This is a genomic window from Sphingomonas horti (assembly GCF_009753715.1).
GTDB lineage: Bacteria > Pseudomonadota > Alphaproteobacteria > Sphingomonadales > Sphingomonadaceae > Sphingomonas_B > Sphingomonas_B horti.
This window is the reverse complement of record NZ_WQMS01000007.1, coordinates 109646-125610: the sequence shown is the minus strand read 5'-3', so window position 1 is coordinate 125610 and position 15965 is coordinate 109646. Positions and strand designations below refer to the sequence as shown.

Here is a 15965-nt window from a genome sequence, read left to right as displayed (position 1 = left end):
ATGAGCGACCCGGAAGCTTTCCGCGCCGAAACGCGCGCCTGGCTGGAGGCGAACTGCCCGCCGGCGATGCGCCAGCCGGTGCGCGGCGAAGGCGATATCGTGTGGGGCGGCCGCAAGGCGCAGCTCTCGGCTGACCAGAAGGCCTGGCTCGACGCGATGGCGTCGCGCGGCTGGACGGTGCCGGACTGGCCCAAGGACTATGGCGGCGGCGGGCTTTCGCCTGAAGAAACCAAGATCCTGCGGCAGGAAATGGCCCGGCTCGGCTGCCGCAACCCACTGAACAGCTTCGGCATCTCGATGCTCGGGCCGGCGCTGCTGAAATACGGGACGGAGGCGCAGAAGAAGCGGTTCCTGCCGGAAATCGCCCGCGGCGAAATCCGCTGGTGCCAGGGCTATTCGGAGCCCAATGCCGGCTCGGATCTCGCCGGGTTGCAGACGTCCGCCGAGGACAAGGGCGATCATTTCCTCGTCAATGGCCAGAAGGTCTGGACCTCCTATGCCGACAAGGCGGACTGGATCTTCTGCCTGGTGCGGACCAGCAGGGAGTCGAAGCACAACGGCATCAGCTTCCTGCTGTTCGACATGGAAAGCCCCGGCGTCTCGACCAAGCCGATTCTGCTGATTTCCGGCTATTCGCCTTTCTGCGAAACCTTTTTCGACAATGTCGAGGTTCCGAAGGACCAATTGGTCGGCGAGCTGAACAAGGGCTGGGACGTGGCCAAATACCTGCTCGGCCACGAGCGCGAGATGATCTCCGGCATGGGGCTGGGCGGCGGCGGGCTGGGCTCGGGCGGCCCTGCGGCGCTGGCCGAGGATGCGAAGCGGACGATCGGCGTCGATGCGGAAGGCCGGCTCGCCGACCCGCTGCTCCGCGCGCAGATGGCGCTGTTCGAAGTGCGCGAGCGGGCGTTCCGCGCGATGTCCGAGAAATTCATGGACGAGCTGAAGAACGGCAGGGCGCACCCCGCCCAGCCGTCGATGATGAAATATTACGGCACCGAGCTGAACAAGGCGCGCTACGAGCTGGTGATGGCCGCCGGCGGTTCCGACGCGCTGGAATGGGAAAGCGCGGGCTCAGCCAATGGTGCCAAGGCGCGGGCGTGGCTGCGCACCAAGGCCAACTCGATCGAGGGCGGCACCAGCGAAATCCAGCTGAACATCATCGCCAAGCGGATACTTGAGCTGCCGGGGACTTGAATCAACCAGCCCCTCTCCCGCGTGCGGGAGAGGGACGGCCGCGAAGCGGCCAGGGTGAGGGGAGAGCAGCCCCTCACCCGGTCTCGCTTCGCTCGACCACCCTCTCCCGCAAGCGGGAGAGGGTTTAAGGAGAAACGATGCCTCTTTTCCTGACCGACGAACAATCCATGCTGCGCGACACCGCGCGCCAGTTCGTCGCCGTGACCGCGCCCATTTCGCACATGCGGTCCCTGCGCGACGCCCGGGATCCGGCCGGCTTCGACCGCGACCTGTGGAAGCAGTTCGCGGAGATGGGCTTCACCGCGATCCTGATCCCCGAAGGCGAGGGCGGGCTCGGCCTCGGCCATGTCGAGGCGGGCGTGGTGCTGGAGGAGATCGGGCGCAACCTGACCCCGTCGCCGTTCCTGTCGACTGCCGTGACGGCAGTGACGGCGCTGAAGCCCGGCAGCGCGGACCTGCGCCAGATATGGTTTTCGCGCATTGCCGCCGGCGAGGCAGTGGCGGCGCTCGCGGTGGACGAGGGCGCGAAGCACCGGCCGGCGCAGATCGCGCTGAAGGCCGAGCGTTCGGGCAACGGCTTCCGGCTGACGGGTGCCAAGAGCTTCGTGCCTCTCGGTCATGTCGCGGACCTGATCGTCGTCGCGGCGCGCACGGCCGGCAGCCCGGGCGATACGGACGGGATAACGCTGTTCGCGGTCGACAAGGGTGCCGCCGGCCTGACCGCGACCCCCGAGCGGCTGGCCGATGCGAGCGTCGCGGCGCAGCTGCGCCTCGAAGGCGTCGAGCTGGATGCCGATGCGGTGATCGGGGAAGTCGACCAGGGCTGGCCCGGCCTTTCCCGCATCCTCTCCGCCGGCCGGGTGGGCGCATCGTCGGAAATGCTCGGCGTCGGCGGCGGGGCGATGGACATGACCATCGGCTATCTGAAGGAGCGCAGGCAGTTCGGCGTGCCGATCGGCAGCTTCCAGGCGCTGCAGCACCGGGCAGCCCATCTCTATTCCGAAATGGAAGTCGCGCGCGCGGCGGTGCTGAAGGCGCAGCAATTGCTTGACGCCGATGATCCGGGCGCGGACCGGGCCGCGCTGGTCGCCAAGGCGATGACCGGCCTTGCCGCGACGCTCGCGGTGCAGGAAGGGGTGCAGATGCACGGCGGCATCGGCATGACCGACGAATACGATATCGGCTTCTACATGAAGCGCGGCCGCCTGCTCGCCGAGCTGTTCGGCGACACGAATTGGGCGGCGGACCAGCTTGCGCGGATGAGCGGGTATTGAGCTCTGATGGGCTCACCCGCTCCGTTCGGCCTGAGCTTGTCGAAGGCCTTCCATTCTTTCTAACGGCTGCGGTCAGGAACAGGGGAGGGCTTGGACAAGCTCAGCCCGAACGGAGTTTCAGGTGCTAGAGAACCAACCGAGAGCCACCGATCCCGCCGGCATGATCGCGCAACTGGAGGCGCTGCTGACGGTCGAGGAACTGGACCGCGACCTGTATCGCGGCGCGCGCCAGCCCGAGGGTCGCGGCCGCGTGTTCGGCGGGCAAGTGATCGCGCAGGCGCTGATGGCGGCGGCGCGCTCCGCCGATCCGGACCGGCTGCCGCATTCGCTTCACGCCTATTTCATGCGCGCGGGCGACGAGCAGATCCCGATCATCTACCGCGTCAATCGCGACCATGATGGCGGCAGCTTCTCGACCCGGCGCGCCGTCGCCTTCCAGCGCGGCGAGCCGATCCTGAACATGGCTGCGTCGTTCCAGCGGCTGGAGCAGGGCCTGGCGCACCAGTTCCCGATGCCCGACGTGCCCGGGCCCGAGGACCTGCCGAGCGAGGCCGAGGAGCGGCTGAAGATCGCCGACCAGGTGCCCGAGGCGTTCCGCGAATTCTTCGTGCGGCCGCGCCCGTTCGAGATCCGCCACGCATCCCCCTGGTCGCCGCTGGAGGGGGAGCCGTACGAGCCGGTCCAGCATGTCTGGTTCAAGGCAGTGGCACCGGTTGCGGGTGGTCTCGCGATGCACCGCGCGATGCTCGCCTGGGCCAGCGACATGCACCTGCTGGGCACGACGATGCGCCCCCACGGGCTCAGCTGGACCCAGCCGGGCGTGCAGACCGCCAGCCTCGACCATGCGCTCTGGTTCCACGACGATGTCCGCGTCGACGAATGGCTGCTCTATTCGACCGACGCGCCCTGGAGCGGCCGCGGCCGCGGCTTCAATCGCGGCATGATCTTTACTCGCGACGGCCGGCTGGTGGCGAGCGTCGCGCAGGAAGGGCTGATGCGGAAGCGGTGAGCCGTCACACCGGGCTTGAGCCGGGGCCGACCTTTCGCTGGAAGGCAGGTTGGTCCCGGGTCAAGCCCGGGATGACGACCTCAACGCCACGCCCAATCCGCGTCGTCCGCGCCGAGCGGCGGCGGCGCGCGATCGGCGACCATCGGCTCCCCGTCGATCACGATCGGGCTGCGCACCTGCGGCAGCGTGCCGCCCGCGACATGCGGCGCGTCCAGCTCCACGCGCATGCCGCGCGCCTGCACGTGAGGATCGGCGAGCGCCTGGGCGATGTCGTTGATCGGCCCCCCCGGCACGCCCTCGCGCTCCAGCGCGGCGAGCAAGTCGGCGCGCGTCATCTTCGCCGTGCGTTCCGACAGGATCGGGATCAGCCGCGCGCGGTTCACGATCCGCGCGGCGTTGGTCTTGTAGTCGGAATCGTCCGCCAGCTCCGGCACGCCCAGGATTGCGGCAAAGCGCGCGAACTGGCCGTCATTGCCGACGGCGACGATCGCGCGCCCGTCGCTGGTCTCGAACGGCTGGTAGGGCACGACGTTCGGATGCGCATTGCCCATCAGGCCCGGCGCCGTGCCCGAGACGAGATAGTTCATCGCCTGGTTGGCGAGCACCGAGGTCTGCACGTCGAGCAGCGCCATGTCGATCCACGCGCCTTCGCTGGTTTCGTGCCGCCGGTTCACGGCCGCCAGGATCGCGCCCGCCGCATAGATGCCGGTGAACAGGTCGGCGACGGCGACGCCGGCCCGCGTCGGCTCGTCGATGCCGGTGATGCTCATCAGCCCGCCCATCGCCTGGATCAGATAGTCGTAGCCGGCGCGCAAGGCATAGGGCCCGGTCTGGCCGAAGCCGGTGATCGAGCAATAGATGATCCGCGGGTTGAGCGCCTTCAGGCTGTCATAATCGAGGCCGTAGCGCTTCAGCCCGCCGGTCTTGAAATTCTCGATCACGATGTCGGCATCGCGGGCGAGGGTGCGCACCCGCTCCATGTCCGCCGGATCGTCGAAATCGGCGGTGATCGAGCGCTTGCCGCGGTTGCAGCTGTGATAATAGGCAGCGCCGAGGCTCTGCCCGTCCGCGCCTTCGACGAACGGCGGACCCCAGCCGCGGGTGTCGTCGCCGTGCCCGCGCCGCTCCACCTTGATCACGTCCGCGCCCATGTCGGCCAGCATCTGCCCCGCCCAGGGCCCGGCCAGGATGCGCGCGAGTTCGAGCACGCGGAGGTTCGCGAGGGGTTTCATTGTTCCTGTGCCCCAGCGCAGGCCGGAGCCTTGGACGCACCGCTCCGGTCTGCGCCGGAGCACGAGTGGTTAAAAGAATGCATTCAGGCCCGTCTGCGCTCTTCCCAGGATCAGCGCGTGGACGTCGTGCGCGCCTTCATAGGTGTTGACCGTCTCCAGGTTCATCAGGTGACGCATCACATGATATTCCTCGGAAATGCCGTTGCCGCCGTGCATGTCGCGGGCGGTGCGGGCGATCTCCAGCGCCTTGCCGCAATTGTTGCGCTTCACCAGGCTGACCATTTCCGGCGCCATGCGCCCTTCGTCGAACAGCCGGCCGACGCGCAACGAGGCCTGCAGGCCGAGCGCGATCTCGGTCTGCATATCGGCGAGCTTCTTCTGGACCAGCTGGGTCGCGGCCAGCGGGCGGCCGAATTGCTTGCGATCAAGCGTATAGGCGCGGGCGCGGTGCCAGCAATCCTCGGCCGCGCCCATCGCGCCCCAGCTGATGCCGTAGCGGGCGCGATTGAGGCAGCCGAACGGACCTTTCAGCCCCTGTACTTCAGGCAGCAGCGCGTCCTCGCCGACCTCAACCCCGTCCATCATCACCATGCCCGTGACGGACGCGCGGAGCGAAAGCTTGCCTCCGATCTTGGGCGCGGAGAGGCCCTTAGCGCCCTTTTCGATCACGAAGCCGCGAATGCCGCCGCCATGCGCATCGGACTTGGCCCAGATCACGAATACGTCAGCGAACGGCGCGTTCGAGATCCAGGTCTTTGAGCCCGAGATGCGGTAGCCGCCGTCGATCTTCTCGGCGCGGGTGCGCATGCCGCCGGGGTCGGAGCCGGCGTCAGGCTCGGTCAGGCCGAAGCAGCCGACCCATTCGCCGGTCGCGAGCTTCGGCAGGTATTTCCGCCGCTGCTCCTCCGAGCCGTATGCATAGATCGGGTACATGACGAGCGACGACTGGACGCTCATCATCGATCGATAGCCCGAATCGACGCGCTCGACCTCGCGCGCGACCAGGCCATAGGCGACATAGGACGCGCCCGCGCAGCCATAATCCTCCGGCAGGGTGACGCCGAGCAGCCCCAGCGCGCCCATCTCGTCGAAGATCGCGCGATCGGTCTTTTCCTCGCGGAACGCCTCGATCACGCGGGGTAGCAGCCTGTCCTGCGCGTAATCGTGGGCGACGTCGCGGATCGCCCGCTCCTCGTCGGTCAGCTGGTCTTCCAGCAACAGCGGATCGTCCCAGCGCAGGGCGGCAATCGGTGGCGCGTTCATGATCTGACTCCTTGGGAGCCCCTCTACCCGTTCGTGTCGAGCGAAGTCGAGACACGCTTCTCGACTTCGCTCGAAGCAAACGGTTACCTTCTAGCCTGAAAGAATTCCCGCAGCAGCGCCCCGGCCTCGGCTTCGCCGATCCCCGCATAGACCTCCGGCCGATGGTGGCAGGTCGGTTGCGCGAATACGCGGGCGCCATGCTCGACCCCACCGCCTTTCGGGTCGGGCGCGCCGTAATAGACGCGGGCGATGCGGGCGAGCGCGATCGCGCCGGCGCACATCGCGCAGGGCTCCAGCGTCACCCAAAGCTCGCAATCCTGGAGGCGGTCGCCGCCGATCCGCTCGGCCGCCGCCCGAATCGCGAGCATTTCGGCATGGGCGGTGGGATCGCTGAGCCGGCGCGGCGAATTCGCGCCTTCGCCCAATATCGCTCCGTCGCGGACGATTACCGCGCCGACCGGAACTTCGCCCTCCGCCGCCGCGCGCTCGGCAAGCGCAAGCGCGTGGCGCATCGGGTCGGGAAGCGGGAAGGCCATGCGGCCGCGCTTAGGTCAGCGTGCCAGCACCGTCCACAGCGCGAATGCGACGCCGGGTGCCCAAGCGAGGCAGGTCAGGCCGGCCGCGATCCAGAAATCGCGGCCGAGTCCCCGGTCGAGGAACACGCCCAGGGGCGGCAGCAGCACCGCCGCCACCCCGGCGCCCAGTTTAGTGGTTGCTGGTCTCATTGGCCGTCTTCACGTCCACGGTCGGAACCTTGATCGTCTCGTTCTTGGTGCCGACATCGACGGCGCCGACATTGGCGTCGAACGCGGGAGCCTGGCCGCCCTTCACCTCGACCTTGGGGAGGCTGGCTTCCTTGGTCTGGTTGATGTTGAGGAACCCCGTCGCCACGCCGATGATCAGCAGCAGCACGATGATCGCGATGATGGCCAGCAGTGCACGCATTCCGTTTCTCCCTTGATCCTGTTCGCCAGGCTGAACGAACCGGACCCGTTACGGTTTCATCGGCGCGGCCTGACATTGACGCGGCGGCTGCCAGCCGCTATGCGCGCCACCTTTCCGGGCAACCCGATTTAGTTGAGAGACAAGCGATGTCGCGCATTTGCGAGCTGACCGGCAAGGGCCGGCAGGTGGGCCACAATGTTTCCCACGCCAACAACAAGACCAAGCGCACGTTCCTGCCGAACCTGCAGAACGTGACGTTGATCAGCGACTCGCTCGGCAAGAGCGTGAAGCTGCGCGTGTCGACGCACGGCCTGCGCTCGGTCGAGCATGTCGGCGGCCTCGACAATTGGCTGCTGAAGACCAGCGAAGACAAGCTCGGCCCAACCGCCCGCAAGCTGAAGCGCGAGATCGCGAAGAAGCAGGCCGCCTAAGCGGCAGTTCCCAAACAATTCAAAGGCCGGCCGGACGCGATTCGGCCGGTCTTTTGCTGTTCAGCGAATCGCCTGGATCACGCGCTCGGTCAGCGTCTCGCATTCGCTGCCGAGGAACGGGAAGGTGCCGACCAGCGCCGTCCTCAGCTCCGGCGCCAGCTCGTGCTGCAGCCGCCGGCGGGCGCGCAGGTGACGCGTCTTGACCGTGGCAGGTGCGATGCCGAGCGCGTCCGCGGCTTCGTCGACGCTCAAGCCCTCCACCTCGCGCAGCATGAACACCAGCCGGAACGGCGCCGGCAGCCGCGCGATCGCATCCTCCAGCATCCGCCTCACCTGCTGGCGCGCGACGGCGGCGTCGGGCGGCAGCGCGCTGGTCGATCCCTGCATCAGCTTCTCCCGATATTCGTCGAGCAGTACGACCGAGTCGCCGTCCAGCCGGGCCTGGCGCCGCTTTGCCGCGCGCACCCGCATCAGCGCCTCGTTGATGACGATCCGCGTCAGCCAAGTGGACAATGACGACCGGCCTTCGAACCCGCCGACCCCGGCCAGAGCGCGCAGATAGGCGCTCTGCACCGCGTCCTCGGCCTCCGCGCGGTTGCGAAGGATCGCCCAGGCGGCGCGAAACAGCCGCTGGTTGTTGCGCCGGGCGATCAGCCGCACGGCGACCGGATCGCGCGCGCCGAGCCGCTCCGCGAGCGCCGCATCGTCCAGTGTTTCGTAGTCGAGCTTCGCCTGCGCCGTCATCCATGCTTCCCCTTGCCGTGATTGGATGCCGCGGATGCGACGCGGTTCCCACGGCTGCCCCACACATGTTAAGCTGAGTCGAGTCCTTGCGGGAACCGAAAACCAGCCGCGGCATCAAAGACCGGCGGCGGACGGGCCGCTCCGCCCACAAGGGCTCGGGGAAAGCAGAGGAGCACGATCATGATCAAGGCATTCGCATGGGCCGGCGCGGCGGCGTTGCTGGCGGCCGGGGCCGTCACAAGCCAGGCGGCGGACATCAACGACGCGCAGATCGCCCATATCGCCTACACGGCCGGCAATATCGACATCGCCGCCGCCAAGCAGGCGCTGGCCAAGTCGAAGAACCCGAAGGTCCGCGAGTTCGCGCAGGAAATGGTGCGCGACCATGAGGCGGTGAACCAGAAGGCGCTGGCGCTGGTGAAGAAGCTCGGCGTGACTCCCGAGGACAATGCAACCAGCAAGTCGCTGTCCGACGCCGCCGCGGCCGAGCACAAGAAGCTCGCCGCCATGAGCGGCGCCGCGTTCGACAAGGCCTATGCCGCGAACGAGGTCGCCTACCACAAGACGGTCAACGGCGCGCTCGATTCGACGCTGATCCCCGGTGCGCATAACGCAGAGCTCAAGTCGCTGCTGCAGACCGGCCGCACCTTGTTCGGCGAGCACCAGATGCACGCCGAGCATCTCGCGAGCGCGCTGAAGTAAGGGGGCAGGGCAAGTGGCACGGTACCCGACCGCTTTCGCCGCAAGCGCCGCGCTGCTGCTGTCGCTTGCCCTCGCTTCTCCGGCGATCGCCGCGCCGAAGGTGCACGTCGTCGTCATGGACAAGCTGAAGTTCGGGCCGGTTCCGGCCGGGCTGCATGTCGGCGACACGATCCGCTGGGTGAACAAGGATCTGTTCCGCCACACCGCTACCGCCAGGGACGGCAGCTTCAATGTCGATCTCCAGCCCGGCGCCAGTGGCACGACCAAGCTCACCAAGGCGGGCATGATCGCCTTTTTCTGCCGCTATCATCCCGGCATGACCGGGAAATTGGCGGTCGCGAAATAGCGGCGCGCTTGCCGGCCTGAGCCCGCGCCCCTAGTCTCTGCCCGGTGGAGCGGGGATGAAGGCGATGCTGGCAATGATCGTATCGGCCGGCCTGCTCGCCGCCGCGACGCCGGGCGTCGTCGCGCAGGCCGGGCCGCACGTGCTCGTCCCCGGCCCGGTCGTCTCGCGCGACCTCCGTTATGGGCCCGCGCCGCGCCAGGTCGCGCAGCTGTTCGTGCGGAAAAAGGCCGGCACCGCGCCGCTGATCGTCTATCTGCATGGTGGCGGCTGGAGCGCAGGTACGCCCAGGGCCGGATCGGCCGGCGTGCAGCCCGATCATTTCACCGGCGCCGGCTATGCCTATGCGACGCTCGGCTATCGCTTCGTGCCGGAGGTGACGCTGGAAGCGCAGCTTGCCGACGTCGCGCGCGGTATTGCGCTGCTCCGGCACCAGAAGGGCGTCGATCCCGACCGGGTCGTGCTGCTGGGCCACAGTTCGGGCGGGCATCTGGCCGCGCTGCTCGGCGCCGACCCGGCATGGCTCGAGGCGGCCCGCGTGCCGTTCGATGCCGTGAAAGCCGTGATCCTGCTCGATCCGGCCGCGATCGACATACCCCCGATCATGGCGGCCGGCCGCGGCGCCGGGACGGTCAAGCAATTCTACCAGCCGGCGTTCGGCGACGATGCCGAGCGCCAGGCGGCCCTCTCCCCATTGCACCACGCCGCGCCGCCCAATGCGCCGGCCTGGCTGATGCTGCACGACGTCAACAATCCGCTCGCCGGCCTGCAGAGCCAGCAGCTTTCGGTCGCCCTGGTCGCGGCCGGCGCGCGCGAAGCCACGGTGCTGCCGGTCGGCAACACCACCCATGTCCGCCTGAACGACGAGATCGGCCGGCCGAACGACACCGCGACGGCCGAGATCGACGCGTTCCTGATGCGAGTATTTCCCGATACCCGGCGCACACGCATGCGCTGAGTGTCGCGACTACTTGTCAGCGGCTTCGGTCCGCCCTTACACCCGTCTGGGCACAGGGGGGATCATGATCGTTACGGAAGCTCAGCGCGATATTCGGCGCGCATATGTGGGCGGCGGGCCCGGCGTGCTCGTGTCCGGCACGATATGGCTGGCGGCGGCTTTTGCGCAGCAATGGCGCGGTACCGGCGTCGGCTTCGCCGTGCTTTTCCTGGGCGGGATGCTGATTTTCCCCGCGTCCACGTTCGCGTCGCGCATGATCTTCCGGCGCGAACGGGAGTCTGCGGCCAACCCGCTTGGGATGACCGCGCTGGAAAGCACGATCGCGATGATCGGCGGCCTGTTCGCCGCCTGGCTGCTGCTGCCGCTGAAGCCGGCGCTGGTCTTTCCGCTGGCCGCCATTGCGGTCGGGACGCACTATGCCGCGTTCAAGACCGTCTACGGGGATCGCCTTTACTGGATGCTCGCTGCGATCATTACGACGATCGGCGTGTTCGATATCCTGGTCGCGCCGGTTTTCGGAGGCGTCCCATTCGCCGTCGCGCTGGTCGAGTTCGCGTTCGGCTTCGGCCTCACGCTGCGCACGTCGCGCATAGAATAGCCGGATCACCTACCCGATCCGAGTGGCTTCCTTCCCTTCCAGCACATGCGTGCAGCCGGCGGGCGCGCAATCCCGGTCCAGCGCGGCCACCGTGATCCAGCCTTCGGCGCGCAGCCGGTTTGCCGCGGCGGGATCGTGGCCGAGCGGCAGGAACAGGCGGCGCGGCGGTTGCTCGTCCGCACGCGTGTCGAGCAGCGGGTCGGGGTAGATCGAGAAGCCGACTGCCGGCTCCTCGCGCCCTTCCTCGTGCAGGATCGCATAGCTGCCGCCGCGGCCGACTTCGCCGGTCAGGCCGTCGGCGAACAGGGAGAAGCCGAGCCAGCTTTGATACTCGAAGCCGTGGCGCTCGGCCGGGTCGAGCGTGACCCTCGCGATTCCCTCCAGCCGGGCAGCGATTGCCTCCAGTGCGGCGATACGGGATGCGAGCGCGCCGGTGGCGTCGAACGCGCGCAGCCGCGCGATCGCTTCGGCGAACGGGCCGGCCGCCTCGGCCAGCGGCAGGTACGCGGTCGCGCCGAATGCGGCGAGTCCGCCGGCATCCTTGGCGTCCAGCAACGCGCGAACCTGTGCCGCTTCCCTCGGCCCCAGCGGCAGCGGGCCGGCGGCGAGCGTGTCGACCAGGTTCGGCAGCGTCAGGTCGACAGTGATTCCGGTGGCGCCCGCCGCCGCGAGCGCCTCCACCGCCAGCGCCACGATCTCAGCGCAGGCGGGGGCCGTGTCGCGCCCGATCAGCTCGGCACCGATCTGCGTCATCTCGCGCTCGGGGCGGAGCTGGGTCGCACGCAGCTTGACGACCGGCCCGCCATAGCTGAGCCGGAGCGGCCGGGGGCGGTGGGCGAGCCGGGTCGCGGCGATCCGCCCGACCTGGGTGGTGATGTCGGGCCGCAGCGCCAGCGTGCGCTGCGACAGCGGATCGGCGACCCGCAGCAGGTCGCGCGCGGCGCCGGCCTTGAGCCGCCCGACCAGCGACTCCTCATATTCGGCGAGCGGCGGCGCCACCCGCTCATAGCCGTGCGCCCGGATCGCATCGAGCGCGGCGCGCAGGATTGCGGCGGCCGCATCCGCCTGCGGCGGCAAGCGGTCGCGCAGGCCTTCGGGCAAGAGGGAGCTGGTCATGACAGCCGCCCCTTACTCACTTGTTGATCCAGCGCAACGCGGCTGGCGGCGATGCCGGCGATCAAGGCAGGATGGACCATGACATCATCATCGTTGGGGCGGGGCCGGCGGGCCTGGCGCTGGCCCGCTCCCTGCGCGGCGCCGGATTCGATATCGCGCTGATCGAGCGCCAGCCGCGCGAGGCGCTCGCCGATCCCGCCTATGACGGGCGCGAGATCGCGCTGACGCACCGGTCGATCCGCATCCTGCAGATGCTCGGCGCCTGGGCGCGGATCCCGGACATGCATCCGCTTGCCTCGGCGCAAGTGCTGAACGGCGGGTCCCCGCTCGCGCTCGGCTTCGCGCCGCGCGAGCGCGACGACCGACCGCTCGGCATGCTGGTCTCGAACCACCTGATCCGGCGCGCGCTGTGGGACGCGGCGGCGGACCAGCCGGGGCTGAGCGTGCTCGCCGGCCGCCAGGTGCTGGGCGCAAGCGCGGGACCGCAGGGCTGCGCCGTCGCGCTCGACGGCGGCGATCGGCTGACGGGACGGCTGTTGGTCGCCGCCGATTCGCGCTTCTCGGCGACGCGCGACCAGCTCGGCATAGGCGCCGCGATGCACCGGCTGGGCAAGGCGATGCTGGTCTGCCGCGTCGCGCATGAGGCGCCGCACGGCGACACCGCGACCGAATGGTTCGAGCACGGCCACACGATCGCTTTGCTGCCGCTCGGGCCGGGCCAGTCCTCGGCGGTGCTGACGGTCGGACTGGACGATGCGGAGCGGCTGCGCCGGCTCGACGACAATGCGTTCGCGGCGGAGATCGCGGCGCGCTGCCGCCATCGTCTGGGGGCGATGCGGGTCGCGAGCAGCCGCCATGTCTATCCGCTGGTGACCAGCTTCTCGGACCGGCTCACGGTACCGGGCGCGGCCCTGATCGGCGACGCGGCGGTCGGCATGCACCCGGTGACCGCGCACGGCTTCAACCTCGGCCTGAGCGGACAGGCGCGGCTGGCGCGCGAGATCCTGCTTGCCCGCCGGCGCGGCGAAGACTGGGCCGGTCAGGCGGCGCTGGCCCGCTTCGAGACCGCCCATCGCCGCGCCTGCCGCCCGATCTTCGAGGCGACCAACGCGATCGTGCGGCTGTTCACCGACGAGCGGCCGCCGGCACGACTGGCGCGGCACGCGGTGCTGCGCGCCGGCCGCCGCGTGCCACTGGCACGCCGGGCGATCAGCGCGATGCTGATGCGCGCCTAAGCCGCGGCGCTCGCTTCAGCCGAAGCGCAGCGCCTTGACCTTCTTCACGCCAGGCAATTTGCGAAGCGTCTTCAGCAGCGGCTCCTCGACCGGCGTGTCGACCGACAGCAGCAGCACCGCTTCGCCGCCGGCCGCTCGGCGGCCGAGATGGAAGGTGCCGATGTTGACGCCGGCGTTGCCCAGCGCGGTGCCGATGCGGCCGATGAAGCCCGGCGCGTCCTCGTTCACGACATAGAGCATCGGGCCGGTCAGGTCGGCCTCCACCTTGATCCCGAACAGCTCGACCAGCCGCGGATTGGCCTCGCCGAACAAGGTGCCGGCGACCGAGCGCTCGCCTTCGGACGTGGCGACCGAGACGCGCACCAGCGTGTGGTAGTCGCCCTCGCGATCATGGCGGACCTCGCGCACGTCGAGCCCACGCTCCCGCGCCAGGAAAGGCGCGTTGACCATGTTCACCGTGTCCGAGAACACGCGCATCAGCCCGGCCAGCACCGCGCCGGTGATCGGCTTCTGGTTGAGCTCGGCGGCGGCGCCTTCCACCTCGATGTCGATCTGCCCGAGCCCGCCATGGGCGAGCTGGCCGACCAGGCTGCCGAGCTTTTCCGCCAGCGCCATGTACGGCCGCAGCCGCGGCGCGTCCTCGGCCGAGACCGAGGGCATGTTGAGCGCGTTGGTGACGGCGCCGGTCAGCAGGAAGTCCGACATCTGCTCCGCCACCTGGATCGCGACATTGACCTGCGCCTCGCTGGTCGAGGCGCCCAGATGCGGCGTGGAGACGAAGCCGGGCGTGCCGAACAGCGGCGAGGCGGTCGCCGGCTCCTCAACGAACACGTCCAGCGCGGCGCCGGCGACCTGGCCGGATTCGAGCGCATCCTTCAGCGCCGCTTCGTCGACAAGGCCGCCGCGCGCGCAGTTGATGATGCGCACGCCCTTCTTCGCCTTGGCGAGGTTGTCGCGGCTGAGGATGTTCCGCGTCTGGTCGGTCAGCGGCGTGTGCAGCGTGATGAAGTCGGCGCGCGCCAGCAGCTCGTCGAGCGTGACCTTCTCGACGCCCAGTTCGCGGGCCCGCTCTGCCGAGAGGAAGGGATCGTAGGCGGCGACCTTCATCTTCAGGCCCAGCGCGCGGTCGGCGACGATCGAGCCGATATTGCCGGCGCCGATCAGCCCCAGCGTCTTGCCGGTCAGCTCGACGCCCATGAACCGGTTCTTCTCCCATTTGCCGGCCTGGGTGGAACGGTCGGCCTCGGGAATGTCGCGGGCGAGCGCGAACATCAGCGCGATCGCGTGCTCGGCAGTGGTGATCGAGTTGCCGAACGGTGTGTTCATCACGACCACGCCCTTGGCCGAGGCGGCGGGGATGTCGACATTGTCGACGCCGATGCCGGCGCGCCCGACCACCTTCAGGTTCACGGCCGCGTTCAGCACGTCACGGCCGACCTTGGTCGCCGAACGGATCGCGAGGCCGTCATAGTCGCCGATGACCGCGACCAGCTCTTCCTTGGAGAGGCCGGGCTTCTCGTCGACTTCGATGCCGCGATCGCGGAAGATCGCCGCGGCGCGGGGATCCATTTTGTCGGAAATGAGGACTTTGGGCACGTAGGATTCCTGTCTGCATGTGCTCCGGCGAAGGCCGGAGCTTTGGGACGCAGAGCTCCGGCCTTCGCCGGAGCGCGCTCAGTTGCGGATGCTATGCCAACCCCAGTCGAGCCAGGGGCCGAGCTTCTCGATGTCCGCCGCGTCGACCGTGGCGCCGCACCAGATGCGCAGGCCTGCCGGCGCGTCGCGGTGGCCGGCGATGTCGTAGGCGGCGTCTTCCGCCTCCAGCTTCGCGGCGAGCTTCTTGACGAGCGCCAGCCGGCCTTCCTCGTCGAGCCCGGCAACGGCCGATTCGGCGAATTTCAGGCACACGCTGGTGGTGGACCGGATCGCAGGGTCCGCGACCAGATGGTCGAGCCAGGGCAGGTCCGCGACGACCCCGTCCAGCGCTTCGGCATTGGCCTGCGACCGCTCGATCAGCGCGTCTCGCCCGCCGATCTCCTTCGCCCATTCCAGCGCGAAGATGTAATCCTCGATCACCAGCATCGACGGGGTGTTGATCGTCTCCCCCTGGAAAATGCCTTCGATCAGCTTGCCGCCCTTCGTCATGCGGAAGATCTTGGGCAGCGGCCAGGCGGGGGTATAGCTTTCCAGCCGCTCGACCGCACGGGGCCCCAGGATCAGCACGCCGTGCGCCGCCTCGCCGCCCAGCACCTTCTGGAAGCTGAAGGTGGTTACGTCCAATTTGTCGAACGGCAGCGGCATCGCGAAAGCGGCGCTGGTCGAATCGGCGAAGGTCACGCCTTCGCGGCCGTCCGGAATCCAGTCGCCGTCCGGCACGCGTACGCCCGAGGTGGTGCCGTTCCAGGTGAAGATCACGTCGTTCGTGAAATCGACCGCGGACAGATCCGGCAGCGCGCCATAGGGCGCCTTCATCACCGTGGGATCGATCTTCAGCTGCTTGACTGCGTCGGTGACCCAACCTTCACCGAAGCTTTCCCAGGCGAGCAAAGTGACCGGCCGCGCGCCCAGCATCGACCACATCGCCATCTCGACCGCGCCGGTGTCGGACGCGGGGACGATGCCGATGCGGTGGGTGTCGGGCACCTGCAGCACGTCGCGGGTGAGGTCGATCGCGTGCTGAAGCCGGCTCTTGCCGAGCTTCGAGCGATGCGAGCGACCCAGCGAGCCGTGCGGCAGCCGCTCGAGCGCCCAGCCCGGGGGCTTGGCGCAGGGGCCGGATGAGAAATAGGGGCGCGCCGGCTTTTCGGCGGGGCGGTCCGGACGCACTTCGGGCGCCGGGTCGGCAACAAGTCCAGTCATGTAACTCTCCTCGCAGAGAGCACGCGCCGCGTTGGGACGGCGTGGCCCGCCGACGGGGA

General features: G+C 68.8%; 18 protein-coding genes. 9 read left to right on the top strand and 9 right to left on the bottom strand.

All coding sequences use genetic code 11. The annotated features are described in order from the left end of the window. The 3 genes from GON01_RS06825 to GON01_RS06815 all read left to right on the top strand — a co-directional run bounded on the left by GON01_RS06825 (position 1) and on the right by GON01_RS06815 (position 3480). A complete protein-coding gene (locus tag GON01_RS06825) occupies positions 1-1197 on the top strand; it encodes an acyl-CoA dehydrogenase family protein (protein WP_157026614.1) in 1197 nt (398 codons plus the stop codon). A 137-nt stretch (positions 1198-1334) separates the two neighbouring features. Further along, entirely contained in the window at positions 1335-2471 is a 1137-nt protein-coding gene (locus GON01_RS06820) for an acyl-CoA dehydrogenase family protein (RefSeq protein WP_157026613.1), read from the top strand. Between the two features lie 160 nt (positions 2472-2631). Continuing rightward, positions 2632-3480 carry an acyl-CoA thioesterase gene (locus GON01_RS06815; protein WP_157026612.1) on the top strand — a complete coding sequence of 283 codons (849 nt, stop codon included), beginning with the start codon at positions 2632-2634 and terminating at the stop codon, positions 3478-3480. A gap of 80 nt (positions 3481-3560) precedes the next feature. Here the strand turns inward: GON01_RS06815 and GON01_RS06810 are convergent, their stop codons facing one another. The 5 genes from GON01_RS06810 to GON01_RS06790 form a co-directional block, all read right to left on the bottom strand. Beyond that, positions 3561-4712, bottom strand: coding sequence for a CaiB/BaiF CoA transferase family protein (locus tag GON01_RS06810; RefSeq protein WP_157026611.1), 1152 nt, complete (start codon positions 4710-4712; stop codon positions 3561-3563). A gap of 69 nt (positions 4713-4781) precedes the next feature. Continuing rightward, positions 4782-5975, bottom strand: coding sequence for an acyl-CoA dehydrogenase (locus GON01_RS06805; RefSeq protein ID WP_157026610.1), 1194 nt, complete (start codon positions 5973-5975; stop codon positions 4782-4784). 83 nt (positions 5976-6058) lie between these two features. After that, the gene (locus tag GON01_RS06800; RefSeq protein WP_232328712.1) at positions 6059-6511 is read right to left on the bottom strand and encodes a nucleoside deaminase; all 453 of its coding nucleotides are present in this window, start codon (positions 6509-6511) and stop codon (positions 6059-6061) included. Positions 6512-6526: 15 nt separating this feature from the next. Further along, on the bottom strand, positions 6527-6700 hold the full coding sequence (locus GON01_RS06795; protein ID WP_157026609.1) for a YqaE/Pmp3 family membrane protein: 174 nt from the start codon (positions 6698-6700) through the stop codon (positions 6527-6529). Continuing rightward, a complete protein-coding gene (locus GON01_RS06790) occupies positions 6681-6920 on the bottom strand; it encodes a hypothetical protein (RefSeq protein WP_157026608.1) in 240 nt (79 codons plus the stop codon). Before GON01_RS06790 ends, GON01_RS06795 begins: the two co-directional genes overlap by 20 nt. A 146-nt stretch (positions 6921-7066) precedes the next feature. On the opposite strand from GON01_RS06790, the gene rpmB reads away from it, so the two are divergent. Then, the gene (gene rpmB, locus GON01_RS06785) at positions 7067-7351 is read left to right on the top strand and encodes a 50S ribosomal protein L28 (RefSeq protein ID WP_157026607.1); all 285 of its coding nucleotides are present in this window, start codon (positions 7067-7069) and stop codon (positions 7349-7351) included. A gap of 60 nt (positions 7352-7411) precedes the next feature. On the opposite strand, the gene GON01_RS06780 is transcribed toward rpmB, so the two are convergent. Further along, the gene (locus GON01_RS06780; RefSeq protein ID WP_157026606.1) at positions 7412-8095 is read right to left on the bottom strand and encodes an RNA polymerase sigma factor; all 684 of its coding nucleotides are present in this window, start codon (positions 8093-8095) and stop codon (positions 7412-7414) included. Positions 8096-8275: 180 nt separating this feature from the next. On the opposite strand from GON01_RS06780, the gene GON01_RS06775 reads away from it, so the two are divergent. The 4 genes from GON01_RS06775 to GON01_RS06760 all read left to right on the top strand — a co-directional run bounded on the left by GON01_RS06775 (position 8276) and on the right by GON01_RS06760 (position 10696). Further along, positions 8276-8797, top strand: coding sequence for a DUF4142 domain-containing protein (locus tag GON01_RS06775; RefSeq protein WP_157026605.1), 522 nt, complete (start codon positions 8276-8278; stop codon positions 8795-8797). Positions 8798-8810: 13 nt separating this feature from the next. Beyond that, entirely contained in the window at positions 8811-9143 is a 333-nt protein-coding gene (locus GON01_RS06770; RefSeq protein WP_181600216.1) for a cupredoxin domain-containing protein, read from the top strand. Positions 9144-9198: 55 nt separating this feature from the next. Continuing rightward, on the top strand, positions 9199-10098 hold the full coding sequence (locus GON01_RS06765) for an alpha/beta hydrolase (RefSeq protein WP_157026604.1): 900 nt from the start codon (positions 9199-9201) through the stop codon (positions 10096-10098). A 64-nt stretch (positions 10099-10162) separates the two neighbouring features. Next, entirely contained in the window at positions 10163-10696 is a 534-nt protein-coding gene (locus GON01_RS06760) for a DUF7010 family protein (RefSeq protein ID WP_157026603.1), read from the top strand. Positions 10697-10705: 9 nt separating this feature from the next. On the opposite strand, the gene GON01_RS06755 is transcribed toward GON01_RS06760, so the two are convergent. Next, positions 10706-11812: an ATP phosphoribosyltransferase regulatory subunit gene (locus GON01_RS06755; protein WP_157026602.1), complete on the bottom strand. Its 1107-nt coding sequence runs from the start codon at positions 11810-11812 to the stop codon at positions 10706-10708. 23 nt (positions 11813-11835) lie between these two features. Here GON01_RS06755 and ubiM point away from each other — a divergent pair, with 23 nt between their 5' ends. Further along, a complete protein-coding gene (ubiM, locus tag GON01_RS06750) occupies positions 11836-13047 on the top strand; it encodes a 5-demethoxyubiquinol-8 5-hydroxylase UbiM (protein ID WP_232328711.1) in 1212 nt (403 codons plus the stop codon). Between the two features lie 15 nt (positions 13048-13062). On the opposite strand, the gene serA is transcribed toward ubiM, so the two are convergent. Both serA and GON01_RS06740 read right to left on the bottom strand, forming a co-directional pair. Continuing rightward, complete coding sequence (gene serA, locus GON01_RS06745; RefSeq protein ID WP_181600215.1) at positions 13063-14643, bottom strand: phosphoglycerate dehydrogenase; 1581 nt, start codon at positions 14641-14643, stop codon at positions 13063-13065. A 78-nt stretch (positions 14644-14721) separates the two neighbouring features. Beyond that, positions 14722-15906, bottom strand: a complete 1185-nt coding sequence (locus tag GON01_RS06740) for a phosphoserine transaminase (protein WP_157026601.1) — start codon at positions 15904-15906, stop codon at positions 14722-14724. Positions 15907-15965 lie beyond the last annotated feature (59 nt).